Source organism: Rhizobium phaseoli (genome assembly GCF_001664385.1).
GTDB classification, from domain to species: Bacteria; Pseudomonadota; Alphaproteobacteria; order Rhizobiales; family Rhizobiaceae; genus Rhizobium; species Rhizobium phaseoli.
Genome location: NZ_CP013532.1, coordinates 2,857,303 through 2,869,822 on the forward strand (window position 1 = coordinate 2,857,303; position 12,520 = coordinate 2,869,822).

Annotated in this window: 13 protein-coding genes and 1 tRNA gene; 6 read left to right on the forward strand and 8 right to left on the reverse strand. The window is 62.2% G+C overall.

The features are described 5' to 3' along the window. Positions 1–319: 319 nt before the first annotated feature. From chrA (AMC88_RS13900) to AMC88_RS13910, 3 genes are all read left to right on the forward strand, one after another. Entirely contained in the window at positions 320–1,552 is a 1,233-nt protein-coding gene (chrA, locus tag AMC88_RS13900) for a chromate efflux transporter (RefSeq protein WP_064825443.1), read from the forward strand. A 126-nt stretch (positions 1,553–1,678) separates the two neighbouring features. Then, positions 1,679–2,062 (forward strand): VOC family protein, encoded by a 384-nt coding sequence (locus AMC88_RS13905; protein WP_064825854.1) that lies wholly within the window; start codon positions 1,679–1,681, stop codon positions 2,060–2,062. A gap of 93 nt (positions 2,063–2,155) precedes the next feature. Further along, positions 2,156–3,487, forward strand: a complete 1,332-nt coding sequence (locus AMC88_RS13910; RefSeq protein ID WP_012484385.1) for a hemolysin family protein — start codon at positions 2,156–2,158, stop codon at positions 3,485–3,487. Here AMC88_RS13910 and chrA (AMC88_RS13915) read toward each other — a convergent pair whose 3' ends face one another. Continuing rightward, the gene (gene chrA, locus AMC88_RS13915; protein WP_012484386.1) at positions 3,488–4,909 is read right to left on the reverse strand and encodes a chromate efflux transporter; all 1,422 of its coding nucleotides are present in this window, start codon (positions 4,907–4,909) and stop codon (positions 3,488–3,490) included. Position 4,910: 1 nt separating this feature from the next. Continuing rightward, positions 4,911–5,726: a chromate resistance protein ChrB domain-containing protein gene (locus AMC88_RS13920; RefSeq protein ID WP_012484387.1), complete on the reverse strand. Its 816-nt coding sequence runs from the start codon at positions 5,724–5,726 to the stop codon at positions 4,911–4,913. 312 nt (positions 5,727–6,038) lie between these two features. Between AMC88_RS13920 and AMC88_RS13925 the strand changes: the two genes are divergently transcribed. After that, positions 6,039–6,350, forward strand: a complete 312-nt coding sequence (locus AMC88_RS13925; RefSeq protein ID WP_041683691.1) for a hypothetical protein — start codon at positions 6,039–6,041, stop codon at positions 6,348–6,350. A 277-nt stretch (positions 6,351–6,627) separates the two neighbouring features. On the opposite strand, the gene AMC88_RS13930 is transcribed toward AMC88_RS13925, so the two are convergent. Both AMC88_RS13930 and AMC88_RS13935 read right to left on the reverse strand, forming a co-directional pair. Continuing rightward, on the reverse strand, positions 6,628–6,930 hold the full coding sequence (locus tag AMC88_RS13930; protein WP_029531372.1) for a hypothetical protein: 303 nt from the start codon (positions 6,928–6,930) through the stop codon (positions 6,628–6,630). Between the two features lie 102 nt (positions 6,931–7,032). Next, the gene (locus tag AMC88_RS13935; RefSeq protein WP_012484390.1) at positions 7,033–7,329 is read right to left on the reverse strand and encodes a hypothetical protein; all 297 of its coding nucleotides are present in this window, start codon (positions 7,327–7,329) and stop codon (positions 7,033–7,035) included. A gap of 356 nt (positions 7,330–7,685) precedes the next feature. On the opposite strand from AMC88_RS13935, the gene AMC88_RS13940 reads away from it, so the two are divergent. Both AMC88_RS13940 and AMC88_RS13945 read left to right on the forward strand, forming a co-directional pair. Then, positions 7,686–8,213, forward strand: a complete 528-nt coding sequence (locus tag AMC88_RS13940; RefSeq protein WP_016733508.1) for a hypothetical protein — start codon at positions 7,686–7,688, stop codon at positions 8,211–8,213. A gap of 97 nt (positions 8,214–8,310) precedes the next feature. Beyond that, positions 8,311–8,994, forward strand: coding sequence for a methyltransferase family protein (locus AMC88_RS13945; protein ID WP_016733509.1), 684 nt, complete (start codon positions 8,311–8,313; stop codon positions 8,992–8,994). 218 nt (positions 8,995–9,212) lie between these two features. On the opposite strand, the gene AMC88_RS13950 is transcribed toward AMC88_RS13945, so the two are convergent. The 4 genes from AMC88_RS13950 to AMC88_RS13965 form a co-directional block, all read right to left on the reverse strand. Then, positions 9,213–9,288 (reverse strand) — tRNA-Lys (locus tag AMC88_RS13950). Between the two features lie 124 nt (positions 9,289–9,412). Continuing rightward, positions 9,413–10,324 carry a PhzF family phenazine biosynthesis protein gene (locus AMC88_RS13955; protein WP_012484393.1) on the reverse strand — a complete coding sequence of 304 codons (912 nt, stop codon included), beginning with the start codon at positions 10,322–10,324 and terminating at the stop codon, positions 9,413–9,415. Positions 10,325–10,561: 237 nt separating this feature from the next. Continuing rightward, on the reverse strand, positions 10,562–11,332 hold the full coding sequence (locus tag AMC88_RS13960) for an NUDIX hydrolase (RefSeq protein WP_012484394.1): 771 nt from the start codon (positions 11,330–11,332) through the stop codon (positions 10,562–10,564). Further along, the gene (locus tag AMC88_RS13965) at positions 11,329–12,438 is read right to left on the reverse strand and encodes an endonuclease/exonuclease/phosphatase family protein (protein WP_012484395.1); all 1,110 of its coding nucleotides are present in this window, start codon (positions 12,436–12,438) and stop codon (positions 11,329–11,331) included. The genes AMC88_RS13960 and AMC88_RS13965 overlap by 4 nt, the downstream gene beginning before the upstream one ends. Between the last annotated feature and the right edge of the window lie 82 nt (positions 12,439–12,520).

Here is a 12,520-nt window from a genome sequence, read left to right on the forward strand (position 1 = left end):
GCTGCGGCCTGCAGCATCGGAAATCGCGGTTGCACGGCGCGCCGCTTAACCTTCAGCCGCACGGCACGCCGACTAGCCCTCATCCTGAGGTGCGCAGGCCAAGGGCTGGAGCCTCGAAGGACGGGGACGGGCGATGAGGCGCCTCAGCTACCCCATCGGAAGAATGCCGCCTGTGCCTTGCCAGCTGCGCGCGAGCGTGTAGTTTCGGCCTCGCACCAATTCAAAGGCAGGCAATGTTCATTTCTCCTGTGGCCGCCGAGAGCTTTTCTGCTCTCGCGGTGTCATCCAGCCGCAACCGTGCCCTGCTACGGGGGCGGCGATGAGTGCTCGTGAGGATGCCATGCCGATTGACGGAACTGCCGAGGGTTCCCCGCTCGAGGTGCTGCGCGTCTTCCTCAAGCTCGGCCTCACCTCCTTCGGCGGGCCGATTGCCCATCTCGGCTATTTCAGGGACGAGCTTGTGGTGCGGCGCAAATGGATCGATGAGGCGGGTTATGCCGATCTCGTCGCGCTTTGCCAGTTCCTGCCGGGGCCGGCCTCCAGCCAGGTCGGCTTTTCTCTCGGCGTCCTCAGGGGGAACGGCCTTGTCGGCGGGCTCGCCGCCTGGTGCGGCTTCACCCTGCCGTCGGCGCTCATGCTTTTTGCTTTCGCGCTGGGCGCCGCCGCCTTCACCGGCCCGGTCGCCGAAGGTCTCCTCCACGGGCTGAAGCTTGTTGCCGTCGCCGTCGTCGCGCAGGCAATCTGGGGCATGGCGAAGAGCCTGACGCCGGACCGCGAGCGCGCCGGCATTGCGCTGGCGGCGATCACCATCGTCGTCTTCGTCGGCGGCTCCTTCGGCCAGATCGGTGCGATCGCGCTCGGAGCGGCGGCGGGGCTCGTTCTCTGTCGCGCCGACGCGTCGGCGCTTGCCGGCCGTCTCGGCTTTCCCGTATCGCACCGGGCCGGCGCGGTCGCGCTTGGCCTTTTTGCCGCCTTCTTCCTCGTCCCGCCGCTTCTCGCCAATCTGACCGGCCTTCGGGGGATCGCGCTCTTCGACGCCTTCTACCGCTCGGGTGCGCTGGTCTTCGGCGGCGGCCACGTCGTGCTGCCGCTGCTGCAGGCAGAGGTCGTCGCCCCCGGCTGGGTGACTAACGAATCTTTCCTCGCCGGTTACGGCCTGACGCAGGCGGCGCCGGGGCCGCTCTTCACTTTCGCCGCCTATCTCGGCACGGTGATGACACCCGCGCCGAACGGATGGGCAGGCGCCGTCATCGCGCTCGTCGCTATCTTCCTGCCGGGCCTTCTCCTCGCCTACGGCATGTTGCCATTCTGGGATCGCTTGCGTACCGGCCCGGTCATGCAGGCCGCCATGCGCGGTGCCAACGCCGCCGTTGTCGGCATTCTGGGCGCTGCGCTCTACAGCCCCGTCTGGACGAGCGCGGTACTTTCGCCGCGGGATTTCGCGCTGGCGCTTACCGGTTTCCTGCTGCTCGCCGTCTGGAAGGCGCCGCCCTGGGTCATCGTCCTGCTGCTGGCAGTAGGTTCGGCCTCCTTCGCCGCGGCAGGCGCATAGCGCGAAGATCGGATTCGATTTTCGGAAGGATTAGGCGCAGATTTAAGACGGGAGCGTCCGCCGTGCATCCGATCCGGCCGCCGCGCCGGATTGCTCCGCAATAGCGAAAACACCATGGAGGAAACCATGCCCGGCATAAGCATGCGTTATATCGTCGACGACGTCGACGCCGCGGTGGAATTCTACACCAGGCATCTCGGCTTCTCCGTCGCGCTTCACCCGGCGCCGAGCTTCGCCATCCTGACCAGGAACGGCTTCCGGCTGCTCGTCAGCGGCACGACGGGTCCGGGCGGAGCTTCCCAAGCCATGCCGGACGGACAAAAGCCGGAACCCGGCGGATGGAACCGCATCCAGATCGAGGTCGCCGACCTCGAGGCGGAAGTCGCCACGCTGCGCCAGGCCGGCGCGCATTTTCGCAATGAGATCGTGCAGGGCATCGGCGGCAAGCAGATCCTGCTCGACGACCCCGCTGGAAACCCGATCGAACTCTTCGAAGCGCCTAAGAGATGATCGCCGCGGCGGCGCAGGAACAGCGGCTGCGCCTTGTCAGCCGTGCCCCAGCGTGTAGTTTCGGATTCGCGTCAATTCTGAGGTAAGGAAAATATGTCCGAATCCGCGGGCGGGCTCTTCGACTATGTCGGGATACTAGCCGTATTCGTTCTCGTCGCCGCCAATGGCTTCTTCGTCGCTGCCGAATTCGCCCTTGTGTCGGTCAGACGCAGCCGTGTCGCCGAGCTTGTCACGGCAGGCCGCATGAACGCCTCCGCGCTCCAGCGCGCCGTCGACAATCTCGACGCCAATCTCGCCGCCACCCAGCTCGGCATCACCATCTCGTCGCTGGCGCTCGGCTGGGTCGGCGAACCGGCGCTTGCCCACTTGATCGAGCCGCTGCTCTCCTGGCTGCCCGAGCCATGGGCGACGACCGGCGCCCATACCGTCGCCATCGTCGTCGCTTTCGTCATCATCACCGCGCTGCATATCGTGCTCGGCGAGCTCGCACCCAAAAGTCTGGCGCTGCAGCGCAGTGAGGCCACCTCGCTGGCCGTGGTGCGTCCGCTCGGGCTTTTCCTTGTATTGTTCAAGCCGGCGATCTTCACCCTCAACGGTATGGGCAACCTCGTGCTGCGGGCCGTCGGCCTTCGTGCCGGAACCGGTGAATCCTCGTTCCACTCGCCGCAGGAATTGAAATTGCTGGTCGCCGAAAGCCAGGAAGCCGGGCTTCTGAATCCCGTGCAGCAGCAGCTGGTGGAGCGGGTATTCAACATCGGCGACAGACCGGTCTCCGACATCATGACCCCACGTCTCGACATCGAGTGGTTCGATGCCGACGACAGCGAGGCGGAGATCCTGAAAACGATCCGCGAATGCAGTCACGAGCAGCTGCTGGTCGCCCGCGGCTCGATCGACGAGCCGATCGGCATGGTGTTGAAGAAGGATCTTCTCGATCAGGTCCTCGACGGTGGCAAGGTCCGGCCGCTGGAGGTGATCAAGCAACCCCTGGTGCTGCACGAGGGCACCAAGGTGGTGCGCGTCATCGACAGCTTCAAGGCGTCACCCGTGCGCCTCGCCATCGTCATTGACGAATATGGCAGCCTCGAGGGTATCGTCACCCAGACAGACCTGTTGGAAGCCATCGCCGGCGATCTGCCGGGCGCCGACGAGGAGCCCGACATCGTCGTTCGCGAAGACGGCTCGCTGCTGATCGACGCGATGATGCCGGCCTTCGACGCCTTCGAAAGGTTGGGCCTCAGGGATCGCCCCGACGCCGATTTCCACACGCTCGCAGGCTTCGCGCTGCATCAGCTTCAGCACATCCCCGAAGCCGGCGAAACCTTCCTCTTCGACGGCTGGCGCTTCGAGGTGATCGACATGGACGGCATGCGCATCGACAAGATGCTCGCGACCCGCATTGCCGCCGAAGGGGCCGAGGCCTAGTCAGCCCATCGCCAGCGTCCAGAGCATTCCGGCAGCGGCGCAGCTGAGGAGCGTCGCGATGACGGAGGTCTTGAACCGGAAGATCGCGATCGCGGCGGCGACTGACAGCGCCATTGCCGCCGGCACGGCCGATTGCAGAACGGGGATGTCGAGCCGCAGACCACCAAGGCTGACGACGGCAACCTCGGCAAACAGCGTGTGCAGGCCAAACCAGATGGCAAGGTTGAGAATTACCCCGACCACCGCCGCCGTTATCGCCGACATTGCCGCTGCCAGCGCGATATTGCCGCGCAGTTTTTCGATGAACGGCGCCCCCAGGAAGATCCAGAGGAAACACGGCACGAAGGTCACCCAGGTCGTCAGCAGCGCTCCAAGCGCGGCGGCCAGCATGGGATTCAGTGATCCCGGATCGCGGTAGGCGCCCATGAAGCCGACGAACTGGACCACCATGATCAGCGGTCCGGGCGTCGTTTCGGCCATGCCGAGGCCATCGAGCATCTCGCCCGGCTTCAGCCAGCCGAAGTGCTGCACGGCCTCCTGCGCGACATAGGCAAGAACGGCATAGGCGCCGCCGAAGGTGACGACAGCCATCTTGCTGAAGAACAGGCCGATCTCGGCAAAAACGCTGTCCGCCCCGAAGACCAGGTAGAAGGCAGCGACCGGAATGAGCCACAGGGCAAGCAGCACCGTCGACACGCGCAAGGACCATGCGAGATTCGGGCGCGCATGCGCCGGTATGTCCTCGCCCAGCATTGAATCCGCATCCGACAGCAGCAGCCCGCTGCCGGCCTTGTGCCCGCCGCCGATCTTGAAGGCCGCAAGCCCGGCCCGTCCGCCGAAAAAGCCGGTGATGCCGGCTGCAAGCACGATCAGCGGGAACGGAACATGAAGAAAGAAGATGGCGACAAAGGCCACTGCCGCGATCGCGACCATGACCTTGTTCCTCAAGGCCCGGCCGCCGATCCGGATGACGGCCTGCACGACAACGGCAAGCACGGCCGCCTTCAGGCCGAAGAACAGGCCGGCGACGATGCCGACATTGCCATAAGCGGCATAGACGTAGCTGAGACAGAGGATCGACAGAAACCCCGGCAGCACGAATAGAATACCGGCAACGAGACCGCCCAGGGTCCGGTGCATCAGCCAGCCGATATAGATGGCGAGCTGTTGCGCCTCGGGGCCAGGAAGCAGCATGCAGTAGTTGAGCGCATGCAGGAAACGATGCTCGCCGATCCATCGCTTTTCGTCGACGATGATCCGGTGCATCACGGCGATCTGACCGGCCGGACCGCCGAAGCTCAAGCCCGCGACCCGCAGCCAGACCTTGAAGGCTTCGCCGAACGAAACGCCGTGATGATGCTCCTCGCCTGCTTGTTTCGCCGCCATTTTGCCGGCCGACGCGTTTCCTGTCATCTCGACCATCTCATGCCCTCTTCTTCGGAGCGGGCCAATTGTGCGTTTCCTCCGTTGCATCGCGGCACCAGCGGAAGAAGGCGTCATAGAGAAGCATGCCGGCCTCGAGCTGCTCCAGATCGTCGGAATACATTCTGGACAGGCCGAGCGAAGCGGCAAGCAGACCGGGCGCCTCGGGCGCGAGATCGAGCCTTGCGGTATCGGCAGCCCGGATGATCCGCGCCAGGTGCAGGAGCGGTTCCGACGCCAGCCTGAACTCCTCGACCATCACGTCGAAGGTGCAAAGCTCACCGCGATGGCTCCAGAACACTTCTTCGATATCGAAGGGCGTTGCTCCGAAGCGGGCGCCGACCTCCAAAACCTCGGTCGTCGGCACAAACAGAAACAAGGCTTTCGGATCGACGAACCGCCGGATCAGCCACGGGCAGGCGATGCGGTCGATCTTCGGCCGCGCCCGCGTCACCCAGACTGTGCGTCCCTCCAGGTCGCGGCGCGGCAGCTTCTCCTCCGGCACCGCCAGTCCTTCAGCGATCCACGCTTCGAAGCCGCCCTCGAGGCTCTCGGCCTCGATTCCCGCATGGCGGAGATAAGCGGCGACCCCGTGGCTGAGCTTGCCGCCTCTCTGGCAGACCACGACGACGGCATCGGCTTCGATGCTGCAGGCCCAGGACGCGACATCGGCATGGCTGCGCCGGATCGAGCCCGGCACCAGCCGCGGATCGAGCGCAAAGTCCTCTTCGGTGCGAACATCGATGATGGAAGGCGCACCCGGCGTGCCGATGAGGCGGCTGAGTTTATCGGAAGAAATTTCGAGAAATGACGGCATGACGCGTCCCTCCGTTGATCGGTTCTAATGGACGCGATTCTTCGGCATGGCGCCTCGTGGGGTGATCGCAACCCCATGCAAAATCATTCGCAAAGAGAGCCGGCCATGTCAAGCGCTCGGTCGGCCCGGGCGTCGGAGCTTCTCTGCCGGCGCCGGACGGACCGGCCAATCCAGCAGATCCAGCGGATATCAGCTGCCAGTCTCCGAGGCGCTCCCGGCCGGAAATCCCTGATATTACTCGCCTCGCGGCCCCAGAATGGAACAAAAAGCGCGTTGCGCCATTTCCTTGTCACCGCAAGAGGAGAAAGTACCATGACGTACGACCCCAATAATGCCAACGACCCGAACCGCCCCCTGAATCCGAATCTGGATCTGCGCACGACCCCGACCGCGCGCAGCAGCAATACGTGGGTAGTCTGGGTTGCTGCATTGGCCGTGATCGCTGTCGCTGCATTCGCCTATTCGCAGTGGAGCAGCAGCCCCGGCACCTCACCGGACACGACAGCCTCCACGACCCAATCCGAGCCGGCGCCGGCCAAGCCGATCGCTCCGACTGACAACAGCGCAACGCCCGCACCGGCACCAGCCCCGGCCACGCCGCCGGCTGCTCCTGCCCAGCAGTAAGCACAGCGTCGCAGAAAGAAGCCGGCCCAAAACCGGCTTCTTCTCCGCGGCAGGGCCTTGAACGTCGCCAAGCAAGTCCTATCTAAGGACCATAGAGTTTGTCTCTGACGGTTGACCACGGAGGTACTGGCAGCCGTTGTCGAGACAAATCGAGGAAGGTCGGTGCGAGTTTCGCCCGGCCTTTTTTCTTGCCCCGGCGACGCCGAAGGACGGCCCGGCAAAATCGAACAGTTTCGATGTCGGCGCGCAGACACATGCGTGGTCAGGCATGCCGGGGTTATTTGGGGATCCTGTTGTAAAAGGATTGGGGATCGTACACGCACTCGTAGTCGAGACGGCACATTTTGCCGTTGGCGTCTTTAACCGTCGCCGTATCGTACTTGTCGCCCAGATTGCACCGGGCGGGCGGGTAACGGAAACTGCGGCCGCCGATGCCCATGCGCACGAAAACCGCCTTGTCCTTGCGGATGATCTGCGTGAGCTCCGCGCAGCTATGATCCCTGGCATTGACCTCCACCGCCTCGACGGCAAGGGCTGCAGACGGAAGCAGCAGGGTGGCGGTGATGACGACGATTTTCATGAAAACTCCTGAACATGAAACAGCATGATGAATGACGATAAATGCGTGCTGCTCTCCAAAGCCAATAGGCTTCAGCAATCTAATCGACAGCAAAATCCGGATTTAGGGGAAATTATAGGGCGATGCCGGATCGAAGACGCAAGCGTGGTCGAGAACGCACGACTTGCCCTCACCATCGCGGAAACTTGTCGTCGAGCGCTTGTCGCCCATGCTGCACTGCGCCGGCGGATAGCGGAAACTGCGGCCGCCAAGCCCGACACGGACAAACACCTTTTTGTTCTGCCGGATGATCTGCGCAATCTCGTCGCAGCTGTGATCTTTTGCTCGGACCTCCATTGTGCCTGCGGCTAAAGCCGGCAGCGGCAATGATAAGGCGACGACCAATATCATGGTTCTCATTGGCCCCTCCACTATGTGCCGAAGATAGGGCGCGCTGATCAACGCTGCCAGCCCCGGGCATGCGGCCGCCCACGAATTCGGCGCTGGCACAACAATTAATCTTATCAAGAAGTTTGGTGGGTGATGGGGGCTCGAATCGACGACCTGCAATCCGGCAATGCTTTCATGAGGTGGGGTATCCTTGTTGGGGATCAGGAGCGCAGGAAGGTTGCAATTCTCCACAGTCGGAGTCATGTCTGTGGTTGAGCAATAATGGTCGTCCACCTGCATGCGGCGCTGATCGAGCGGTAAGCCCTGCTCAAGCATTTTCGAATATTCTGCACAGAACCACGAGGCCTACCGAAGGAGGAAAGCGTATGCGAATCTTGGTTCTGACGTTTGTTCGTTTTGGACCTGCTTTGGTCTATGCCATCGGTGCAGTATTTGCCGCCAGCATGCTGTTGCTGGCCATGTATCCGTCACGCCCGTTTGCTTGGGAGCTGTACCTGACGATGCTGCCAGTGTTGCGCCTGCCCCTTATGTTGCTTAGCGTTGCGGGGATGGGGGCGTGGGAACTTCTCGCTACGCTGGCATCGATGACGATTTTCGGCGTCTATCTTTCGTTCCATCCGAAGCGGTTTCTTAGGGCACGCTTCATTCATGCTCATGTTGCGATGCTCGGGCTGGTGCTTTCCAACGCAGCGGCAAGCACATCCGAAGCAGGTCGCATTGGGGCATCATCACTCCCCGGTTACGTCGACTGGTCACTGCCGTTGCCTACAGCACTGCTCGGAACCGCGCTGATCATCTGGGCCGCCCTCGCCTGCGTTTCCACACATGCCGAGATCATCCGGCGCATCCGCATCCGGGCCAGCATTGGTCGAATGCCGGCGTATCGCGCGTAGTCACATCCCCAATAGTTGGTATTCACCAATTTAAGCGGTTGCGATTGTTATTTTCCGCAACCGTGCGAAGATGCGTTTAAACAACGCGGGGGAACCTATGGGCAATCGACACTTGTTTATTGCAGACGTCATCGGCCGGATTGGCATCTGCACCTATTCAATACTGGTTGTGTGGACCAAGATCGCGCGGACGATGACGACCGGCGACTATTCCTCCCACGGCGTTGTATTCATAATAGCTGAGATCGCCGCGATCTTATTTATCGGCATGATGTGCGTCGTGACCCTGACGAGAATGCCCCAAGTGCGGTCCGCGCGCGGTGTTGAACCATACCTGACGGCGATGGGAGGCACATTCCTCTTCCTGCTAATTGCCTTCCTGCCTCCGCCAATGGTGTTGCCGGACGCTGTGCGCATTGCGGCAATGGTTTTGATGATCATTGGCTTCCTGTCATCGGCATATATGCTTGCGATCCTCGGCCGCAGTTTCAGCATAGCACCGGGCGCAAGAGCTCTGGTCACAACGGGGCCCTATTCTATCGTCCGGCACCCGCTCTATCTGACCGAGGAGATATTCATTATTGGAATGATCCTGTTCAGCTTTTCTCCGTGGACGGTATTTCTCGGGGTCGTGCATTGGGGCCTGCAGCTTCGCCGGATGAGTAACGAAGAGACAGTGCTCTGGGCGGCATTTCCAGACTACCGGTCATATGCCGAGCGCGTCCCCAAGGTGATCCCGTTTTTGCCCATGCGCGGCAAACGCGCTGCGACCACCGGATGATCAGTCTTCGGTGACGGTCGATGCGGTCGTCAGGCGAGGCGTGACGCCGCTGGATACCCAGATGTTCGGCGTGACAGTGCCGGAATTCAGGAGCTTATGGAGGCCCAATGGAGCGAGATCGAGTCGGCCGCCTTTTGGAACAGGAACGGAATGTGAATTGGAAAGCGTTTCCAATTAGTTGGAAACCGCTGTCCTGAAATCTTGGTGAAGTGAAATGATGGTGGGTGATGTAGGGCTCGAACCTACGACCCGCTGATTAAGAGTCAGCTGCTCTACCAACTGAGCTAATCACCCGTTCGCGCTTGGCTGCGCGGTGTGACCGGGCGTATAAACACGATCGGCAGGCTTGTCCAGCGCATCGGCGAAAATTCTTTGGTTAATCTCAAAGATTTTTGCGCATGGCTGAAATGCAATAAAATCAGAGGTCGAGCGTACCGCTCGCCAGCCGCACCGCCTGGCCGCCGATCCGCGCGTTGGAAATCGCCCCGCCGTCGACATCGATATGCAGATGGATGAAAGAGGGTCGGCCCATCTCGAGGCCCTGCTCGATCATGATCGGATGGTGCCCGTCCGTCAGCCGGTCGAAATGGCGGATGGCGCCGGAGAGGGCGGCTGCCGCCGCGCCGGTGGCCGGGTCTTCGACAATGCCCATGCCACTGGCGAACATGCGTGCATGAAACTTCGCCACATGATTGACGCCGCCGCGGCAATAGACATAGGCCGAAGCAAGCGCGCCATCGACGAAGGGCACGATCTTTTCCCAGAGCTGCGGGTCGAATTCCACCCGCTGCGCGGCCCCGACATCGTGCACCGGAATGAGCAGGAACGGAACGCCGGCGCTCCAGACGGAGGGGACGTGATTTTCAAAGCCGATCTCGGTGATCTTCAATGATAGAGCATCGGCGATACCGAGCTTGTCGAGCGGCATGACGGCCTGCTGCGATTTGCGCGGCAGGTCGAATTCGGCAAAGCTCGCCTCGCCCTCTCTCAGCCGCACGGCGCAACGCACCGGCCCGACATTTTCTTCGAGCACCGTAACGAGATCGAGCGCCGCTGCGCCATGGGCACGCTCGGCCAGCGCAATTGCCGTACCGACGGTCGGATGGCCGGCAAAGGGCAGCTCGCGACCCGGCGTAAAGATCCGAAGCTTCGCCGCATAGGCGGGATTGGTCGAAGGTTGCACGAAAACCGTCTCGGAGAGATTGATCTCCCGCGTGATCGCCTGCATCGCCTCGTCGCTGAGATTGTCTCCATCGAAGACCACCGCCAGCGGGTTACCTGCAAGCTTTCGATCGGTGAACACGTCATAGACGCTGTAGCTTCGCGCCACATCGGCCTCCTTGAATCGATCATCGCGCCGTCAACCTGCCCGACCGCGCGGTCGAGTGCAAGGCGCTAACGCAGGATGGATGCAAGGAGGACAGCTGGAGCTTGTCCTTCGAGGCTCCGGCCGTCGGCCTGCGCGCCTGACGATGAGGGAGTTGTAGAATGCCGCGCTCTCTCCAGCCTCGTCCAGAGGTGCCCTTTAGCGGCCTCGAAGGGCGAGGCTGCCCCGCCCTCACCCCTCCTATACGCCGGCCTTGCCGAAATACCACTCAATCACCGGCAGCATGGCGACGTTGTACGGATGGGCAGAAGGATCGGCCGAGCGGATAGCGGCCGCCCCGGCGATCTCCTTGTCTTCTGCGACCAGCATGTGGGCTTCGATCCGCTTCACCATCTCGTCCGCCGTCATGTCGAAGCGGAAGAGCCTCAGCAGCGTCACCGTGCGCCTGGCATGGCTGGCAAAGAGGCCTTCCCCCGCGACCGCGTCGGCCAGATCCAGTCCGGTCTCCTCGTGAACTTCGCGGCGCATATTGGCCTCGATGTCGCAGCGCCCATCGACGATGTCCTCCGGTTCCAGCGAGCCGGCCGCGAAATAGACCTGGCCGGGATTGGCGGTATGTGCGCCCATGCGGATCGCCACGAGCGCGCCGTCCGAGCTTTCGAGCACGGGATAGGCGAAGATGTGCAGGCCGCCCTGGCGCTGCGCCTGCCGGCGCCACCACATGAAGGCGGAAAATGGAGTGACGTAGCCCTCGCCCGCAATCCGCCCTTCGCTGAACCACAGCCGCTGCTGGAACACCAGGCGGCCGTCGAACAGCGCCGGGTTGGCGGCGGTTTCCTTCGCCCAGTTTTCACGGATTGCGGCTTCCTCGGCGATGACGAAGGGATGGGCGCCGGGCAGCACTCGCAGGTCGACGCCGGCGATCGGGAAAACCGTCGCCTCCGGCGGCCAACCCGCGAAATCATTGGAAATATCGCTCGTCGGAAATTTTAAGCTCAAATTGGTTTTCATGGGAGATCCAGTGTCATGACGACGGGGCAGTGATCGGATGCTTTCGGCCGGTCCCAGCCAGTGCGTGGATACCGCTCCACCTCCTGGCCTGGCGGAAAGACGGTGCGGTAGGGTTGGCCCTTGCGGATGATTTCGGGCAGACGGCCGCTATTATGGGCGGCAAGCGCGGGCGAAAGCCAGATATAATCGAGCTGGCAAAGGTGCTGCTCCTGCGGTCCGCGCGCATGATAGAGCGTCCAGCGGTCAAGCGGCTGGCGACGGGCCATGACGTTCTCGACAAAGCCGTCATGACTGAACACGTCGAGTGCGCTTTCGGCCTCTGGCTGATGCTCGAAACGATAACCGGCGCCGCGCCGGCCGACAACGTCGACGCGCTCCTGATAATCGTTCATATCACCGCAAATGGCGAAGCTCTTCTTGGCGGTGTGGCCGGCGCCGAACCTATGCTCGATGATGCGGCGCACGGCGCGCGCCTCGGCGCGACGGAGCGGCAGTGTCGATTGCCGCCCGTCCAATCCGTCGCGCGGGTTGCCCATCGATTTGAAATGCACGACATAGAGCGAGAGCGGCCGGCCGCCGATCAGAAGATCGAGCTCCAGGCAATCGCGCTTGAAGATCTTGTCGTCGATGCGGTTGGTGAGCGCCAGGTCCTCATCGAAGAGATCGAAGTCGCGATAGGTCGTCATCGCATGGCTTCTGATGTCCTTGAGCTCGATCCTCTGGCCGTCCCGCGTTTCCTCGCGCATCAAGACGGCGACATCGATGCCGCGGCTGTCATTGCCCTCGACCAGGAATTTCTGGCGATAGCCGTTTCCGACCATGCGGAAGAGATAGCCGTATTCGAAAGCCTGCAGCGCCGCCATATTGTCGATTTCCTGCAGGCAAAGAATATCGGCATCCGCATCGGCGATCGCCAACGCCGTCATTTGCCTGGTGTCGTCTGTGGCGGCGATCACCCGTGCCTGCTCGAGCTGCTGATAGACGCCCTCGCTCGATACCTCGAAAAGCTTGATGACGCGGTCCTGGCGCAGCTGGTTGCGGAAGCCGGTGAAATCAAAACGGGTCAGCAGGTTTTCGACATTGAAGGTGGCGAGGCGAAGCGACATGGCGAGAGTCCGGTTGCGGGCAGCACCTTACCCGGCAATTGCCACAGGGAAAGATGCTTGGGCCAAGAAAGATGCGGACAAC